The following is a 16,773-nucleotide window of genomic DNA, read 5'->3' on the forward strand; positions in this document are numbered from 1 at the left end:
CCAGGGTCCCACGAGAACCGGGGTGACCGGTGCCACACCGGAGCGTGACCGGCGGTGACCCGCCGGGGCCGGGGACGTCGCGCAGCGTAGGGGCGGAAGGTCGTAGGCTGGCCAGGTGAGTGACCCAGTCGAGCAGACCCCCGCAGCCCCGGAACGCGACCGCCCGGAATCGAACCGTCCTCTGATGGTCGTGGCTTTCGAAGGCTGGAACGATGCGGGTGACGCGGCCAGCCGTGCCGTCGAGCACCTCCAGCTCACCTGGGATGCCACCCCGCTGGCCGAGGTGGAGCCGGACGAGTACTACGACTTCCAGGTGAGCCGCCCCTCGGTCCGGCTGGTGGACGGGGTGAGCCGCCGGATGGACTGGCCCACCACACGGCTCTCGGTCTGCCGTCCCGAGGGGCTCGACCGCGACGTGGTGCTGGTGCAGGGTCCGGAGCCGAACATGCGCTGGCGGGCGTTCTGCGCGGAACTGGTCGAGCACGTGGTGCAGCTGGACGTGGAGACCGTCGTCGCGCTCGGCGCGCTGCTCGCGGACACCGCGCACACCCGGCCGGTCCCGGTCACCGGCACCGCCTACGACAAGGACACCGCGAGCCGGTTCCACCTGGAGCTGAACAACTACCAGGGGCCGACCGGCATCGTGGGCGTGCTGCAGGACTACTGCGTGCAGGCCGGGGTGCCGTGTGTGTCGATCTGGGCGGCCGTGCCGCACTACGTGTCGCATCCGCCGTCGCCGAAGGCCACGCTGGCGCTGCTGCACAAGCTGGAGGACGTGCTCGACGTCGAGATCCCGCTCGGCGCGCTGCCCGAACAGTCCGAGGAGTGGCAGCAGACGGTCAGCGAGATGGCCGACGAGGACGAGGAGATCAGCGAGTACGTGCGCAGCCTCGAGGAGCGCGGCGACGCGGAGACCGACTTCACCATGGAGGAGATGTCGGGCGACAAGATCGCCGCCGAATTCGAACGCTACCTGCGGCGTCGCCGGCCCGGTCCGGACAGCGGCGGATTCGGCCTGCGCTGACCCGCCCGCCCGGCACCGCGGCCGAACGCCCGGCCGGCGGCGCCGCCGAACGCTCGTGCGCGCCGCCGCCCAACGCGCGCGGTCGCCTGCGCAGGACGTCGGGTCCGGCGCGGAGCGCTCACGCAGTGAGCAGCTTCCGCACCGGCACCGCGCCGCGGGCCCGCTTGCTCCACTCGCGCGGGTAGCCGAGCGAGACCTCCTCGAACCGCACGCCGTCGGCCGAAGTGCTGCGGGGGATGTGCAGGTGGCCGTACACGGCCAGCTCCGCGCGGTAACGCAGGTGCCAGTCCTCGGTCTCCGTCGTCCCGCACCAGAGCGCGAACTCCGGGTAGTACAGCGGTGCCGTCGGATGCCGGTGCAGTGGCCAGTGCGACATCAGGATGGTGCCGTGGCCGGCCGGGATCGCGTCGAGCCGGTCCCGGCTGGCCTTCAACCGCGCTTCGCACCACGCGGGCCGGGACGGGTACGGGTCCGGGTGCAGGAAGTACTCGTCGGTGCACACGACACCGGCCTCGCGGGCCTGCTCCAGCGCCACCTCGCGGCTCTGCCCCTCGGCCGCGGGGGTCCGCCAGCTGTAGTCGTAGAACACGAACAGCGGCGCGATGGTGAGCGGCCGCGGTCCGTGCGCCCACACCGGGAACTCGTCCTCGGGGGTCAGCACGTCGATCCCCCGGCACTGCTCCACCAGGAATTCGTAGCGGGCCTGGCCGCGCAGCTGGCATTCGTCCTTCGGCGTGGTCCACAGTTCGTGGTTGCCCGGCACCCACACCACCTTCGCGAACCGCTCGCGGAGCGTGGCGAGGGTGTCCCGGATGACCGAAGCGCGTTCCGCGACGTCGCCGGCGACCAGCAGCCAGTCGTCCGGTCCGTCGGGCACTACCCGGTCCACGAGCGGGCCATTGCCCTCGTGGGTCACGTGCAGGTCGGAGGTGGCGAAAAGAGAGGGCACTACCCCACCGTAACGACTTCCGCGCGCGGGGAACGCCGGAACCGCCCCTTAGCCCACCCCAGCACCAGCAAACCCGCCACCGCGTGGATCCCGGCCTGCGCATTCAGCAGCACCCCCGGACCGGTCACCGAGACCAGCGCACCGGCCAGCAGCGACCCGGCCGCGTTGCCCGCCGCCATCAGCGCGAACGTGGTGCTCAGCACCCGTCCCGCGCGGTCCGCGGAGGTCACCGCCTGCACGTGGGCCAGCAGCCCGGCGCCTGCCACCACACCGGGCGCCCCGACGAGCATGAACAGCCCCACGTAGACGCCGAGCGCCGTGGTCAGTCCCGGCAGGTTCCAGATCACCGCGGACACCACGCCCATCGCGAGCAGGCCCCAGCCCTGCAGAGCGGCCGGGGCGACCCGGCGCGCGACGGCGGTCAGCGCGAGCCCCGCGACCAGGCCGCCGATCGCCTGTACCCCGCGCAGCAGCCCGGCGTCGGCCTCGCTGCCGGACAGCAGATCCAGCACGAAGACCACGAACAGCACCAGGAACATGCCCTGCGCGATCGACGTGAGCAGCGTCGAGACGCTCGGCACCCGCAGCCGCTCGCTCCCCAGTTCGCGGAACCCGGCAAGCCACTCCGTCCGCCGCGCCGCCGTCGGCGACCGGGGCGCTCGGCCACGCAACGGTGCCGCGAGCACCACCCCGGCGACGGCGAGCGCCGCGAGGTACCCGGCCACCACACGCCCCAGGCCACCCCAGCCGAGCAGGACTCCCCCGGCCCAGCCACCGGCGAGCCGCGCAACGCTGCCGACCACGCTCATCAGGCCGTTCGCCGCGGTCACTTCCCCGACGCCGACCAGCTCCGGCACCAGGGCGTTCCGGGCAGGTTCGAACACCGACGCGAGGCCGGCCTGCGCGGCCATCACCAGGTAGATCACCGCAACCGGCAACCCGTCGCCGGCCAGCAGCGGCAGTACCACCACGGCCTGCCCGCCGCACACCAGCGCCAGCACCACACGCCGGTTCCGGCGATCGGCCACCACCCCGGCGACCGGGCTCAACAGGACCGCCGGCAGCAGCCCGAGCACGATGCTCAGCGCGGTGGTGACCGCGGACCCCGTGCTGGCGAACAGATAGACCGGCAGCGCGACCTGCAGCATCCACTCCGCGGTCTCGCTGAAGAACGCCGCAACCCACAGCCGGGCGAAGGCCGGGATCGCGAACAGCCGTCTCACGATGCCGGCGTGCCGTCGTGCGCGATCCGGCGGAACGCGCGCAGACCGACGTACACCGGCCGAGCGTCGGCCGGCGCGTCCTGCCGGATCGTGCTGACGTACGGGCGCACCAGCTCGTCGATCTTCGCCAGGAGCGACTCCAGCTCCGCGGCCGACACCCGTACCGAGTAAGACGCCAGGCCACCCGCGGCGCGCCAGTCCGGCTCGAGATCCTCGACGGTGTCGAGGTACCGCTGGGTGAGCTCCTGCTCCTCCGCCAGCTGCGTGCCCAGCACGGCCAGCCGAGCCGCGTCGAGCGCCGGATCGGCGCCCGGCTCACCGAGGTCGAGACCGACCGGTACCGCTCGCCACGGCCGTTCCCGGCCGTCATCGGCCTCGACCCGTTCGACAAGCCGGTGCCCGGCCAGCCGCCGCAGATGCCAGCTGCAGTTCGACGCCGTGGAACCGACCGCCTCGGCGCATTCGCTCGCGGTGGCCGGACCGACCGCCATCAGGTGGTGCACCAGCGCAGACCGCAACGGATGCGCGAGAGCGCGCAGCAGGTCCGCGTCATCGACCCGCGTACGCGGCGGCAGCTCGGCCATCAGTCGTCGACCTTTCTGAAAGGATAATTTCGAAAGAGTCCTTTCACAGTTGCATCCGGCTGCCCCGGCGTCAACCTGGTCCGCTATTCTCACGCACAGTCACTGCACGAAGCAGTGACTGTGCGTGTCAGTCACCCCGCAGCCGAGGAACGAACCGTGCCCAACCAGCGAGAACTCGCCACCACCGCCGCACTGACGCTGCCCCGGTTCGTCAGCTCCACGGTCCGGTTCCACACCGCCGTCGCGGACCGGCTCGGCGTCACCCCGGCCGAACTGCACTGCCTGCAGCTGGTGCACAGCGGCGTCACCGACTCCCCCACCGAACTGGCCCGGCTGCTCGGGCTGACCACCGGCGCCTTCACCCGGCTGCTCGACCGGATGGAACGCGCCCGGCTCGTCGAACGGGTGCCCGATCCCGGCGACCGGCGGCGGCTGCGGGTCCGCGCACGCCCCGAGCGGATGGCCGAGCTCACCGAGCTGTACGCACCGCTGGTCGGCAGGCTGGGCGAGAAGCTCGCCACGTTCGACCGCAGGCAGCTCGCCGCACTGGTCTCGTTCCTGGCCGACAGCGAAGCGGCCGCGGACCGGGCCGCGACCGAGCTGCGCCGGGGAGAGAGCGGCGAAATAGCCGGCTGACCCGGCCCGGCGGTGATCGCGTCGGCTTCCTGCTCCAGGAGCTGTCAGAAGCGCTCGACAGCGCGCCGGACGCTGTCGTCGTTGCTTGGGTTGTTCGGCAACTGCGCGGGCGTTGGGTGGGTGACCACGTACCTACTGGAGGCTGACCAACGCCCGCGCGTATAGGTCGTTATACATCCGGCACGCCCTGGGCCGTTCTCAGAGCTCGATGCCCAGGAGGGCGTCGACCGCGGCGCGGATGACGCCGGGCGCGTCGGCCTCGGTGCCGTCCCGGCGCAGCGCTGCGGTCGCCCAGGAGTCGACCGCAGCGAGCGCCTTCGGGGTGTCGAGATCGTCGGAGAGGTGGTCACGCAGCCGTGCCACGGTGTCGCCCGCGTCCGGTCCGGCGGGCAGCGCGGCCGCCTCGCGCCAGCGGGCCAGCCGCTCCTGCGCCTCGGCCAGCAACGCCTCGGTCCACGCCCGGTTCTCCCGGTAGTGCCCGGCGAACAGCGCCAGCCGGATCGCGCCGGGGTCGACGTCGTCGGCGCGCAGCCGCGAGACGAACACCAGGTTCCCGCGGGACTTCGACATCTTCTCGCCGTCGAGGCCGATCATCCCGGCGTGCACGTAGTGCCGCGCGAACGGGTGCTCCCCCGCCACCGCTTCGGCGTGTGCCGCGCTGTACTCGTGGTGCGGGAAGATCAGGTCGGAACCGCCGCCCTGCAGGTCGAAGCCGATCCCGAGCCGGTTGGCGGCGATCGCGCTGCACTCGATGTGCCAGCCCGGCCTGCCCGCACCCAGATCCGACTCCCACGACGGCTCGCCCTCGCGCGCCATCCGCCACAGCAGCGCGTCCAGCGGATGCCGTTTGCCGGGACGGTCCGGGTCGCCGCCTCGTTCGGCGAAGAACCTCGCCATGGTTTCCGCGTCGTAGTTGGACTCGTAGCCGAACCGGCCGGTCGCATCGCGGGAGAAGTAGACGTCCGGGAACTCCGGATCGTCTGCACGGTAAGCACTGCCGTCGGCGAGCAGTTTCCCGATCACCTCGATGATCTCCGGGATGGCCTCGACCGCACCCACGAACTCCCGCGGCGGCAGCACCCGCAGCGCCACCATGTCCTCGCGGAACAGCGCCGTCTCGCGCATGCCGAGCACGACCCAGTCGTCGGAGTCCCGGTGCGCACGCTCCAGCAGCGGCTCGTCGATGTCGGTCACGTTCTGCACGTAGTGCACCTCGTGGCCGTTGTCCCGCCACACCCGGTTGACCAGGTCGAAGGCCAGGTAGGTGGCGGCGTGGCCGAGGTGCGTGGCGTCATAGGGGGTGATGCCGCAGACGTACATCCGGGCGGTCGGCCCCGGGGCCGTCGGGCGGACCTGCCCGGTCGCGGTGTCGTGGAGCCGGAGAGGACGGGGGGTGCCGGGCAGCCGGGGCACGGCCACCGATGACCAAGTCTGCATACCTCCGACTGTAAGCGTGACGGCCGTACGCTTTCTCACCCGGTGGGAGGGAAGGCCCCCTGGTCGTTCCCCGCCCACCACGATCAGGACGACTGGCCGCCACCGTTCGCCCGGACGGCCTCACGCACGTACATCCCGATGCCCGGTCCCCGCGAACGAGGTGCGCCGGCCGCGCTCGCACACCACCACCTCCGCGATGCGCGGCGAGGGTCTCGCACCCGCCCAGCCCAGCACGGCACGGCACGGCACGGCACGGCACGGCACGGAGCATCGCCGGTGGCCGCACGTCCCTGCTGCCCGGCCCGCGGCCGCCGTGCAGACCTTCACCGGACACCCCTTCAACCGCCGCGAGCGGTGTTCAGCGGCGGGTGCGGGCGGTGTTCAGCGGCGGCGGGTGCGCAGGTAGTCGCCGACCACCGCGGCGCCGAGACCGTCCAGGTCCGGGGCCACCACCCGGCCGCCGGACCGGCGGGCGATGATGTCCACGAACGCCTCCAGCCGGGGGTCGTCGCCGAGCCGGAACACCGTGACCGACGCACCCAGCTTCGCTATCCGGTCCACTTCGGACAGTGTCTTGTGGATGGTGCGCGGCTCCGGCGGATAGCAGAACTCGGCCTCGCCGTCGGGTTCGAGGTGCGCGGTGGGCTCGCCGTCGGTGACCATCAGGACGACCGGCTGGGCGTCCGGATGACGGCGCAGGTGCCTGCCCGCGAGCAGCAGCGCGTGGTGTGCGTTCGTGCCCTGCTCCCAGGTGCCTTCGAGGCCGACCAGCTCGGGCAGCTCCACCGGCATCGCGTAGCGGCCGAACGTGATCAGCTGCAGCGCGTCGTTGCGGAAGCGGGTGCTGATCAGCTGGTGCAGTGCGAGCGCGGTGCGTTTCATCGGCAGCCAACGGCCCTCCTGGACCATCGACCACGACGTGTCCACCAGCAGCGCCACCGCTGCCCGGGACCGGTGCTCGGTCTCCACCACCTCGACGTCCTCGACGTCGAGCCGCACCGCGGACGAGCCGACCGCCGCGGACCGCAGCACCGCGTTGCGCACCGTGCGCGGCACGTCCCACGGCTGCATGTCACCGAACCGCCAGGCCCTGCTCGCCCCGGTCGGTTCTCCTGCCGCGCCCGCCGATTCGGTCTCCCGCTCCCCGGTCTTGCCGCGCAGCGCGTTGACCACATCGGACAGCGCGGTCTCACCGAGCCGGCGCAATGCCTTGGGCGACAAGCGGAGCGTGCCGTCCGCGGCACGCTCGAACAGGCCCTGCCGACGCAGCTCACGCTCCAATTCGGACAGTCGCCGCGCGTCGACGCCCGCGTCCGGGCCCAGCTGGCTCTCCAGCGCCTCGAGGTCGATGTCCTCCAACCGGGCGCCGGGATAGGACTGGCCCAGCTGCTCGGCCAGCGCATCCAGCTCGGCGAGGTCGGCCATCGCCTGCGCGCCCTCGCCGAGACCGAGCGGATCCTGGCCGCGGAAGCGTTCCGACGACGTCCAGTCCTCCCCCGGCCGCAGCGCCCGCAGCTGCGAGTCCAGGTTGGACAGCTGCTGGGCGAGCCGCGGATCGCCGAACGCCTGCTGCGCGAGCTCGGCCAGCTCGGCCCGCTGTTCCTCGGACATCGAGTTCAACATCCGCTGCGCGGCGGCCGAACGCGCGGCCAGCACATCGATCAGCTCGTCGACGTTGCGCGGGTTCTCCGGGAAGAACTCGCCGTGCCTGCGCATGAACTCGGCGAACCGCTCGTCGATGTCGCTCGCCCCCTGCGCGTGCGCGGACAGCAGCGCGTTGAGGTCGCCGAGCATCTGGTTGATCTGCTCGACATCCTGCGGGCCGGCGTTTTCCATCGCCTGCTTCATGCCCTGGAACCGGGCGTCGAGCATCTCGCGGCCGAGCAGATCGCGGATCTGCCCGTACTTGTCCCGCGCCTCGGCCGAGCGCCAGTCGTACTCGTTCAGCTCCCGCACGGCAGCCGCGGTGCCGGGCGGCAACGCGTCCAGCTGTGCCTCGCGGAACCGGGCCTCGTCGTCCGGGTCGGGGAACAGCTCCCGGCGCTCGGCGTCCAGCGCCTCGCGCAGCAGCCGCTGCACCTCCTCCAGCGTGCCGTCGAGCCGGTGCCGCCGCCGGATCTCCGACCGGCGCTGCCAGAGCCGGCGGGTCAGCTCGTCCAGTCCGGCGGTGCGCTCGGTACCGCGGCGCAGCAGCTCTTCCAGCGCCGAACGCGGGGACGCGCCGTCCATCACGTCGCGGCCGATCTCGTCGAGCGCGTCCCGCAGATCCGCGGGCGGCGCCAGCGGGTCCGGCCCGTCGTGCCACGGGCCGTAGGCATAGCCTTCCGGAAGGAGGGGCATTACTCGCCGTACACCGTCGTCGCGTCGTCGGAGTCCTTCGCCAGCCTGCGGGCGAGGAACAGCGACTCCAGTGCGAGTTCGACCGCGGCCGCGATCCGGCCGGCGGGCTCGTCCGAGGACACCCCGGCACGCTGGGCGACCTCGTGCAGCACCGGCAGTTCGGGCAGTGCGGCGAGCACTTCACTGGCCGGTACGCGCTCGCCGGTGGCCACCAGGTGCCCGTCGGCCACCGCGTCGGACAGCGGCCGCAGGTCGAGACCGGCGAACCGCTCGCGGGCGGTTTCCGCGACCGCCCGGCGCAGCAGATGCACCAGGTGCTCGACCTCGCGGCCCTCCTCGCCCGGTTCGAACTCGATCTTGCCGCGCAGCACGTCCGGCACCGCGTCGAGGTCGACCGGCCGGGCCACCGCGGGCTCCTCACCGGTGAGCGCGGACCGGCGCAGCGCGGCCGCGGCGACGGTCTCCGCCGCGGCGACCGCGAACCGCGCGGACACCCCGGAACGCTGGTCGATCACCGGCGACTCGCGCAGGTTCCGCACGAACCGGGCGAGTACCTCCAGCAGCGGCTCGCCGACCTCCGCGACGAGGTTCGCCTCCTGGCGCACGACGGCGACCTCCGAGGCCACGTCGAGCGGGTAGTGCGTGCGGATCTCCGCGCCGAAGCGGTCCTTCAGCGGCGTGATGATCCGCCCGCGGTTGGTGTAGTCCTCCGGGTTCGCAGTGGCGACCAGCAGCACGTCCAGCGGCAGCCGCAGGGTGTAGCCGCGGACCTGGATGTCGCGCTCCTCCATCACGTTCAGCAGTGCAACCTGGATCCGCTCGGCGAGGTCGGGCAGCTCGTTGACCGCCACGATGCCGCGGTGCGCACGCGGCACGAGTCCGAAGTGGATGGTTTCCGGATCGCCCAGGCTGCGGCCCTCGGCGACCTTGACCGGGTCGACGTCGCCGATCAGGTCGCCGACGCTGGTGTCCGGCGTGGCGAGTTTCTCGGTGTAGCGCTCACTGCGGTGCCGCCAGGCGACCGGCAGATCGTCACCGAGTTCGGCGGCGCGGCGCAGCGATCCGGGGGTGATCGGCTCGAGCGGATGCTCCCCCAGCTCGGACCCCTCGATCACGGGTGTCCACTCGTCGAGCAGACCGGCGAGGGTGCGCAGCAGCCGGGTCTTGCCCTGGCCGCGTTCGCCGAGCAGGACGACGTCGTGGCCGGCCAGCAGGGCGCGTTCGAGCTGTGGCAGCACGGTGCGGGAGAACCCGACGATGCCGGGCCAGGCGTCCCGGCCCTCGCGCAGCGCGGCAAGGAGGTTGTCGTGGATCTCGCGGGCGATCGGGCGCGGGGTGTGGCCGGCAGCGCGGAGCTCGCCTGCGGTACGGGGAAGTGCCTCGGGAACTGCGTTCACCCCCTTGACGCTACTGACCGTTCCGGCATCCGTCGACGTGGAGCGACTCCAGCGTGGGGCGGCCGGCCGGATCGCTCCGCCCTCCGCCGCCCTCGGCGAAGTGGGTTCGCCCCGCGGCCTCTAAGATGGGCTGTCGTGTGCCGACCCAGTGCGACCTTCGCTGTCTGGTCCTCCGCATGGCTGAACGGGACCGCGGCTTCCGACGACGTCCTCGACGCCCTGCAGGCCTGGGGTGAAGCGCACGACGTCGTCGCGGCCGATCCGGCCGCCGCCGACGCCTTCGATCTGCCGCTGGCCTTCCACCGTGCCGCGACGCCCGTGCAGCTGCTGCTCGCGCTGCGCACGCTCGGCGCGACCGGTGCCGAACTCGTACTGCCGGTCCCGGGCGACGTCCGCGGACTCGGCGGGGCGGGCCCGTTCGCCGAGGCCGGCTTGCGCTGCGGCGAGGCAGTGGTGCTGTCCGCACTCGGCTTCGGCCTGGTGCCCGAGCCGATCGCGGAAGGCCTGATGCGCTGGACGGTCTACTCGGTCGGCGCGGCGGTCCCGCTCGAGTACCAGTCCCTGCCGGACGCCGAGCACGGCCTGACCGACGCGATCCGCGCGAGCGCGGGCGCGCTGCAGACCCTGGACGTGGCTCGCGACCGGCCGGGCGTGCGGGCCGAACTGTCCGCGCACCTGCGGGCCCGCCCGCAGGTCGAGTGGCCGGCCGGCATGCCCGGCCGGTCGCTGCGGGTACTGCAGCGGGCGGAGGAGATCTCGGCGATCCTCGCCATCGCCGAGATCGACGACCCCGGCGGCGCGATGTCCGCCTCGGCGGCGAACCGCCGCGCCGAAGCGCTGCGCCCGCTCGCCGAGGCCGTCCGCACCGCACGCACGGCGTCGGTGAACGAGGCGGTCCGGGTCTTCGCCGAGCAGGCCGACCGGCGCCCCTGAACACCCTTGCCCGGTTCCCTCCGACACCGCGGCCGGCGAGCAGTACCCGCAACAGCCGGCAGAAGTGGCTTCAGCGGCTGTCGCGAAAGCACACCGGACAGCTCACCCCTCAGGTCCGCGCCGCACGTCGGGTCACCGGGCGGACGGTTCGCCGTTCAGCTGCCGCAGTCCACCCGGGCGGGCCGGACGGGTCAGCGGGCCGGGCGTTTCGCCGGTTCGCAGCAACCCGCCGCGCACGGGGCACCGTTCACCGTGCAGCCGGCAGCCGGGAACGCCGACAGGGCACGAACCGGGGCGTCCGCCACATGTTCGCGGATCAGTTCCACCACCAGTTCCGCGAAGCGCGGATCCGCATCCGGGGTCGCGGCGCGGGCGAAGGCCATACCGTGTTCCCCGGCGCGTTCCGCCGCTTCGTTGTCGAGGTCCCAGATCACCTCGAGGTGGTCCGACACGAAGCCGATCGGGCTCACCACCACGGCCGCCACCCCCTGCTCGTGCAGTGCGTCGAGGTGATCGACGATGTCCGGCTCCAGCCATCGCACCTGGGGCGGGCCCGACCGGGACTGCCACACCACGTCGTACTCCGCGATCCCCGCCTCGGCGGCGACCAGCCGGGCCGCTTCGGCGATCTGCCGGGAGTACAGCCTGCCGCCCTCGGCGGGCGGGCCTGCGGCCAGATCGGCGCTCTCCGGAATGGAGTGGGCGGTGAACACCGTGCGGATGCCGGGCCGGTCGCCAAGTTCGGCGTGCGCGGCGCGGACCGCGTCGGCGACCGCGGAAACGAACAGCGGGTGGTCGAAGAACTGGCGCAGCTTCACCAGCTCCGGCGCACCGGCACCGACCGCGGCGCGGGCTCGCTCGATGTCCTCGTCGTACTGCCGGCACGCGGAATAGCCGCCGTACGCGCTCGTCGGGAACACCAGCGCGCGGCGCACGCCTTCGCCCTTCATCGTGGCCAGCGTGTCCTCGACCATCGGCCGCCAGTTGCGGTTGCCGAAGTGCACCGGCAGTTCGAGCCCCTCGGCCACGAGCTGCTTCTCCACCGCGGCGATGGCTGCCCGGTTGAGCCGGTTGATCGGTGAGACGCCGCCGAAGTGCTGGTAGTGCTCGGCGACCTCGAGCAACCGCTCCCGCGGCACCCCCCGGCCGCGAGTGACGTTCTCCAGGAACGGCAGCACCTCGTCAGGCCCCTCGGGACCGCCGAACGAAAGCCATAACAACGCGTCGTAACCCACCCGCCCATCTTGCCGCTGTGGCGGTGCGCACGCCGAGGCGGCCTTGTTCTGTACTGCACGATCTAAAACCTGGTAACGTCGCCGCCATGCCCCGCCCACGCGAGTTCGACGAAGCCGAAGCACTGGAAGGCGCGATGAACGCGTTCTGGGCACGCGGATTCGAAGCGACCTCGACCGACGACCTGTGCACCGCCACCGGCCTCGGCCGCAGCAGTATCTACAACACGTTTTCCAGTAAACGAGAGCTCTTCCGGCGCACCCTCGACCACTACCGGCTGCGCGGGGCCGAAAGCCGCGCCGCATTACTGGAAGGCGCCGCCGACGGGCTCGACGCGATCCGCCGGCTGCTCACCGACGTCATCGAAGACGAACTGGCGCACGGCAGGCGTGGCTGCCTGATCGTGAACACCGTCGCCGAGTTCGGGACCACCGACGCGGAGATCTCGGCGCAGGTCGAGGCCGACAGCCAGGCCTACCTCTCCGCGATCACGCACGTCGCCCGCACCGGGCAGGCCGACGGCAGCGTCACACGCGACCGCGACGCCCACGACCTCGCGCAGTTCGTGCACAGCACGGTTTCCGGACTGCGCGTGATGTCCCGGCGCGGCGCGGAACGTTCCGCGCTCGAAGCCGTGGCGGATATCGCAGTGGCCGCGGTCGCCCGCCGCTGAACCCGGCCCCGGGTCAGCCCCGGAATCCCGCGCACAACGTCGTGCGGAAATTTTGTACTACGCGTTCCAGAAGGAGAGATTTCCGTGCCGATTGCCGTCTTCGTGCTCGGGCTCAGCATCTTCGCGCTGGGTACCTCCGAGTTCATGATCACCGGACTGCTCCCCGGTATGGCCGCCGACCTCGGCGTGAGCATCCCGGACGCGGGACTGCTCATCTCCGCGTTCGCCATCGGGATGGTGCTGGGCGCGCCGCTGCTGGCGGTGGGCACGCTGCGACTGCCCCGCCGCACGACGTTGCTCGCTCTGCTCGTGGTGTTCGGGCTGACCCACGTGGTCGGCGCGATGGCCGGCAGCTACGGGCTGCTGTTCGCCACCCGGATCGTCAGCGCGCTCGCCTGCGCCGGGTTCTGGGCGGTCGCCGCGGCCACCACTGCCTCGATCGTCCCGGCGGCCAGGCGCGGCCGGGCGCTGTCGGTGCTGGTCGGCGGGCTCACCGTCGCGAACATCCTCGGAGTCCCCGCCGGCACGCTGCTCGGGCAGCACGCGGGATGGCGGAGCGCGTTCTGGGCGGTGGCCGCACTGAGCGCGATGGCCGCGGTGGCCGTGCTCGCGTTCGTTCCCCGTACCGCCACCGGACCGGCCCGGGTCCGCACCGAACTGCGCGTCTTCGCCAACGGCCGGTTGTGGCTGGCGCTCGGGGTCATCGCACTGTTGCAGGCCATGGTCTTCGCGACCTTCAGCTACCTGGCGACACTGCTGGTGGCCGTGGACGGACTGCCGGAGTCCGGCGTCCCCGTCGTGCTCGCGCTCTTCGGCGGTGGTGCGCTGGCCGGCATCGTCGCGGGCGGCAAACTGGCCGACGTCCACCCGTTCGCGACTCTCTACGGCAGCCTCGCACTGGCCATCGCTGCGCTGTCCACCCTTGCCGCCACCGGCAACACGGTCGTCGCAGTCATCGCCGTCCTCGTTCTGGGCGCCGCCGGCTTCGCCGCCAACCCGGCGCTGAACGTGCGCGCCTACACGATCGCCGGTGGTACTTCGACACTCGTGGGTGCGGGCACGACCTCCGCGTTCAACGTGGGCAACACCGTCGGCCCCTGGCTCGGCGGCACGGCGATCGCCGCGGGACTGGGTTTCGCGAGCGTCGCGTGGGTGAGCGTCGCGCTCGGCGTGCTCGCGGTCGCCGCCCTCACCGTCTCGCTCTTCCTGCACCGCCGCGAGCACGCTCCCGCCCCGGCATCCGAACCGCAGGACGTCCCCGCCTGACGACGACGGCCCCGCGGAAGCCATCCCGCGGGGCCGTCGCCCCCGGCCTCAGATGCCGAGCGCGTGCACCCCGCCGTCGACCATGATCATCGAGCCGGTGGTGGCGGGCAGCCAGTCCGACAGCGCCACGCAGACGGTCTTCGCGGTCGCGTCCGGATTGGTGGAGTCCCAGCCGAGCGGGGCACGCTCGTCCCAGCCGGCCTCCAGCTCCTCGAAACCGGGGATGGACCGCGCGGCCATCGTCTTCATCGGGCCCGCGCTGACCAGGTTGACCCGGATGCCGCGGGGGCCGAGTTCCTTCGCCAGGTAGCGGTTCACCGACTCCAGCGCGGCCTTCGCGACGCCCATCCAGTTGTAGGCGGGCCACGCCACCCGCGCGTCGAAGTCCATGCCGACGATCGAGGCACCGCGCTCCAGCAGTGGCAGTGTCGCCACCGCCAGAGACTTGAACGAGAACGCCGAAACGTCCACCGCCACCTTCACGTCGTCACTCGGCGCGTCCAGGAACGGCGCACCGAGGCAGCTCGGCGGCGCGAAGCCGATCGAGTGCAGCACCCCGTCGAGCCCGTCCACGTGCTCGCGCACGCGGTCGGCCAGCGAGTCGAGGTGTTCCTGGTTCGTCGCGTCCAGTTCGAGCACCGGCGCCGGTTCGGGCAGCCGCTTCGCGATGCGCTCCACCAGCGACAGCCGGCCGAATCCGGTCAGCACGACCTGCGCGCCCTCCTGCTGCGCGATCCGGGCCGCGTGGAACGCGAGCGAGGCATCGGTGATGACGCCGGTGATCAGCAGCCGCTTGCCTTCGAGCAGTCCGGGCAACGGGTCCTCCAGATCCTGGGTTGGTCTCGGAACGTTCGGGGAGATTTCAGTGGCCGAGGCCGAGGCCGCCGTCGACCGGCAGCACCGCGCCGTTGACGTAGCCGGCCTCGTCGGAGGCGAGGTAGCGGACCGCGGCCGCGATCTCGGCCGGTTCGGCGTACCGGCCCGCGGGCACCGCACCGAGGATCTCCTTGCGCCGGTCCTCGCTCAGGGTCTCGGTCATGTCCGTGCGCACGAAGCCGGGGGCGACCACGTTCGCGGTGATGTTGCGCGAGCCGAGTTCCCGTGCCAGCGACCGGGCGAACCCGACGAGCCCGGCCTTCGACGCCGCGTAGTTCGCCTGGCCCGCGGACCCGGACAGGCCGACCACCGACGAGATGAAGACGAACCGGCCCCATTTGCCGCGCAGCATCCCGCGGGAAGCGCGCTTGGCGACGCGGAACGCACCGGTGAGGTTCGCGTTCAGCACCCGTTCGAACTGGTCCTCGGACATCCGCATGAGCAGCGTGTCGTCGGTGAGCCCGGCATTGGACACCAGCACCTCGACCGGGCCCTGGTGCTCCTCGACCTGTTTGAACGCGACGTCGACCTGCTCGAGGTCGGTCACGTCCGCCTCGACGCCGAACAGGCCTTCCGGTGCGCCGGATCCACGGTGGGTGACCGCCACCTGGTGTCCCTGCGCGGCGAGGTCACGGGCGATCGCAAGCCCGATGCCCCGGTTGCCGCCGGTGACCAAGACCGACCGTCCCACTGCCACTCCCCTGCTCGTCCGTCTGCTGTCGCGGTTGCGCGACAGCAGGCTATCGGCCGCGCGCACGGGCACCGCACCCGGCGTCCGACCGTCCTAAGCGCAGGTAAGGAACCGCGTCCCGACCTTGCCGGTCACCCGCCGGTTGGTCACCGTGAGCCGCAACACAGGAGGTCAACGATGACTACCCGGATCCAGGGTTCCGGCGCACGCGGAAACGAACGGCGCGTGGCAGGCAATGTGCTGCGCGGCTCGGTGGGCAATCTCGTCGAGTGGTACGACTGGTACGCGTACTCGGCGTTCACCACCTACTTCGCCAAATCCTTCTTCCCCGGCGGCGACGCCACCGCCCAGTTCCTCAACACCGCGGCAGTGTTCGCCGTGGGATTTCTCATGCGCCCGCTCGGCGGCTGGCTGCTCGGCCGGTTCGCCGACCGGTTCGGCCGTCGCTCCGCGCTCGTGCTGTCGGTGTCGATGATGGCGTGCGGTTCGCTGCTCATCGCCGCCACGCCGGGGTACTCCACGATCGGGGTCGCCGCACCGGTGCTGCTCGTGTTCGCCCGGTTGCTGCAGGGACTTTCGGTGGGCGGTGAGTACTCCACGTCCGCGACCTACCTGTCCGAAGTGGCCAGTCCCGGGCGCCGCGGGTTCTACTCCAGCTTCCAGTACGTGACGCTCGTCGGCGGGCAGCTGCTCGCACTCGGTCTGCAGCTGATCCTGCAGAGCACGCTCAGCGACACGCAGATGGGCGAATGGGGCTGGCGGATCGCGTTCGTGGTCGGCGCGCTCGCCGCGGTGATCGTGATGGTGCTGCGCCGGAGCATGGACGAATCGGAGAGCTACCGGCGCGTCGCGGACGACGCCGGGTCCGGGCGGGCCGCGGGCGAACGCGGCACGCTGCGGCAGCTCGTGAAGTACCCGAGGGAGATCGCGCTCGTCGTCGGCCTCACGCTCGGCGGCACGGTCGCCTTCTACACCTACGCCACCTACACGCAGAAGTTCCTGGAGAACACCGCGGGCATCCCCCGGCGCACGGTGACCGTGCTCCTCTTCGTCGCACTGCTGCTGTTCGCGATCCTGCAACCGCTGGCCGGCCGCCTTTCCGACCGGATCGGGCGGCGCAAGCTGCTGCTGTTCTTCGGCATCGCGGGCACGGTGGCGACCGTGCCGATCATGACCACGATGGCGCACACCTCCCAGCCGGTGCTCGCGTTCCTGCTGCTGCTGGCCGCGCTGGTGATCGTGACCGGGTACACCTCGATCAACGCGATCGTGAAGGCGGAGCTCTTCCCGACCAGGATCCGTGCGATCGGCGTCGGACTGCCCTATGCGCTCACCGTCGCCGTCTTCGGCGGTACTGCGGAACTGATCGCCCAAGCGCTGAAGAAGGCCGGGCACGAGTCGCTGTTCTTCTGGTACGTCGCGGGTTGCATCCTCGTGTCGCTGATCGTGTACGCGACAATGCGGGAAACGTCGCGTTCGTCCGCTCTCGAACGCGGTGAGGACTGACCGGG

Annotated in this window: 15 protein-coding genes; 6 read left to right on the forward strand and 9 right to left on the reverse strand. The window is 71.8% G+C overall.

Annotated elements, in window-relative coordinates; translation table 11 throughout:
* Positions 1 to 115 precede the first annotated feature (115 nt).
* Positions 116 to 1,024 (forward strand): PAC2 family protein, encoded by a 909-nt coding sequence (locus ABD793_RS30665; RefSeq protein WP_344866312.1) that lies wholly within the window; start codon positions 116 to 118, stop codon positions 1,022 to 1,024.
* A gap of 118 nt (positions 1,025 to 1,142) precedes the next feature.
* Here ABD793_RS30665 and ABD793_RS30670 read toward each other — a convergent pair whose 3' ends face one another.
* Genes ABD793_RS30670 through ABD793_RS30680 form a run of 3 tightly spaced genes read right to left on the reverse strand, consistent with a single transcriptional unit; the run spans position 1,143 to position 3,780 of the window.
* Positions 1,143 to 1,973, reverse strand: a complete 831-nt coding sequence (locus ABD793_RS30670) for a metallophosphoesterase family protein (RefSeq protein WP_344866314.1) — start codon at positions 1,971 to 1,973, stop codon at positions 1,143 to 1,145.
* On the reverse strand, positions 1,973 to 3,196 hold the full coding sequence (locus ABD793_RS30675; protein WP_344866316.1) for an MFS transporter: 1,224 nt from the start codon (positions 3,194 to 3,196) through the stop codon (positions 1,973 to 1,975). Before ABD793_RS30675 ends, ABD793_RS30670 begins: the two co-directional genes overlap by 1 nt.
* The gene (locus ABD793_RS30680; protein WP_344866318.1) at positions 3,193 to 3,780 is read right to left on the reverse strand and encodes an ArsR/SmtB family transcription factor; all 588 of its coding nucleotides are present in this window, start codon (positions 3,778 to 3,780) and stop codon (positions 3,193 to 3,195) included. Before ABD793_RS30680 ends, ABD793_RS30675 begins: the two co-directional genes overlap by 4 nt.
* A gap of 156 nt (positions 3,781 to 3,936) precedes the next feature.
* On the opposite strand from ABD793_RS30680, the gene ABD793_RS30685 reads away from it, so the two are divergent.
* Complete coding sequence (locus ABD793_RS30685; protein ID WP_344866320.1) at positions 3,937 to 4,416, forward strand: MarR family winged helix-turn-helix transcriptional regulator; 480 nt, start codon at positions 3,937 to 3,939, stop codon at positions 4,414 to 4,416.
* Between the two features lie 198 nt (positions 4,417 to 4,614).
* Here ABD793_RS30685 and mshC read toward each other — a convergent pair whose 3' ends face one another.
* From mshC to ABD793_RS30700, 3 genes are all read right to left on the reverse strand, one after another.
* Complete coding sequence (mshC, locus tag ABD793_RS30690) at positions 4,615 to 5,853, reverse strand: cysteine--1-D-myo-inosityl 2-amino-2-deoxy-alpha-D-glucopyranoside ligase (RefSeq protein ID WP_344866322.1); 1,239 nt, start codon at positions 5,851 to 5,853, stop codon at positions 4,615 to 4,617.
* Positions 5,854 to 6,234: 381 nt separating this feature from the next.
* Positions 6,235 to 8,193: a VWA domain-containing protein gene (locus ABD793_RS30695; RefSeq protein ID WP_344866324.1), complete on the reverse strand. Its 1,959-nt coding sequence runs from the start codon at positions 8,191 to 8,193 to the stop codon at positions 6,235 to 6,237.
* Positions 8,193 to 9,590 carry an ATP-binding protein gene (locus ABD793_RS30700; RefSeq protein WP_344866326.1) on the reverse strand — a complete coding sequence of 466 codons (1,398 nt, stop codon included), beginning with the start codon at positions 9,588 to 9,590 and terminating at the stop codon, positions 8,193 to 8,195. The genes ABD793_RS30695 and ABD793_RS30700 overlap by 1 nt, the downstream gene beginning before the upstream one ends.
* Before the next feature lie 135 nt (positions 9,591 to 9,725).
* Here ABD793_RS30700 and ABD793_RS30705 point away from each other — a divergent pair, with 135 nt between their 5' ends.
* Positions 9,726 to 10,523, forward strand: coding sequence for a hypothetical protein (locus tag ABD793_RS30705; RefSeq protein WP_344866328.1), 798 nt, complete (start codon positions 9,726 to 9,728; stop codon positions 10,521 to 10,523).
* A 191-nt stretch (positions 10,524 to 10,714) separates the two neighbouring features.
* On the opposite strand, the gene ABD793_RS30710 is transcribed toward ABD793_RS30705, so the two are convergent.
* The gene (locus tag ABD793_RS30710) at positions 10,715 to 11,758 is read right to left on the reverse strand and encodes a ferrochelatase (RefSeq protein WP_344866330.1); all 1,044 of its coding nucleotides are present in this window, start codon (positions 11,756 to 11,758) and stop codon (positions 10,715 to 10,717) included.
* Positions 11,759 to 11,844: 86 nt separating this feature from the next.
* On the opposite strand from ABD793_RS30710, the gene ABD793_RS30715 reads away from it, so the two are divergent.
* Positions 11,845 to 12,429: a TetR/AcrR family transcriptional regulator gene (locus ABD793_RS30715; RefSeq protein WP_344866332.1), complete on the forward strand. Its 585-nt coding sequence runs from the start codon at positions 11,845 to 11,847 to the stop codon at positions 12,427 to 12,429.
* 84 nt (positions 12,430 to 12,513) lie between these two features.
* On the forward strand, positions 12,514 to 13,695 hold the full coding sequence (locus ABD793_RS30720; RefSeq protein ID WP_344866334.1) for a Cmx/CmrA family chloramphenicol efflux MFS transporter: 1,182 nt from the start codon (positions 12,514 to 12,516) through the stop codon (positions 13,693 to 13,695).
* A 48-nt stretch (positions 13,696 to 13,743) separates the two neighbouring features.
* On the opposite strand, the gene fabI is transcribed toward ABD793_RS30720, so the two are convergent.
* Entirely contained in the window at positions 13,744 to 14,511 is a 768-nt protein-coding gene (gene fabI, locus ABD793_RS30725) for an enoyl-ACP reductase FabI (RefSeq protein ID WP_344866335.1), read from the reverse strand.
* Between the two features lie 46 nt (positions 14,512 to 14,557).
* Positions 14,558 to 15,262: a 3-oxoacyl-ACP reductase FabG gene (gene fabG / locus ABD793_RS30730; RefSeq protein WP_344866337.1), complete on the reverse strand. Its 705-nt coding sequence runs from the start codon at positions 15,260 to 15,262 to the stop codon at positions 14,558 to 14,560.
* 177 nt (positions 15,263 to 15,439) lie between these two features.
* Between fabG and ABD793_RS30735 the strand changes: the two genes are divergently transcribed.
* Complete coding sequence (locus ABD793_RS30735; RefSeq protein WP_344866339.1) at positions 15,440 to 16,768, forward strand: MFS transporter; 1,329 nt, start codon at positions 15,440 to 15,442, stop codon at positions 16,766 to 16,768.
* The last annotated feature ends 5 nt before the right edge of the window (positions 16,769 to 16,773 follow it).

The organism is Amycolatopsis ultiminotia, from assembly GCF_039536925.1.
Lineage (GTDB): Bacteria > Actinomycetota > Actinomycetes > Mycobacteriales > Pseudonocardiaceae > Amycolatopsis > Amycolatopsis ultiminotia.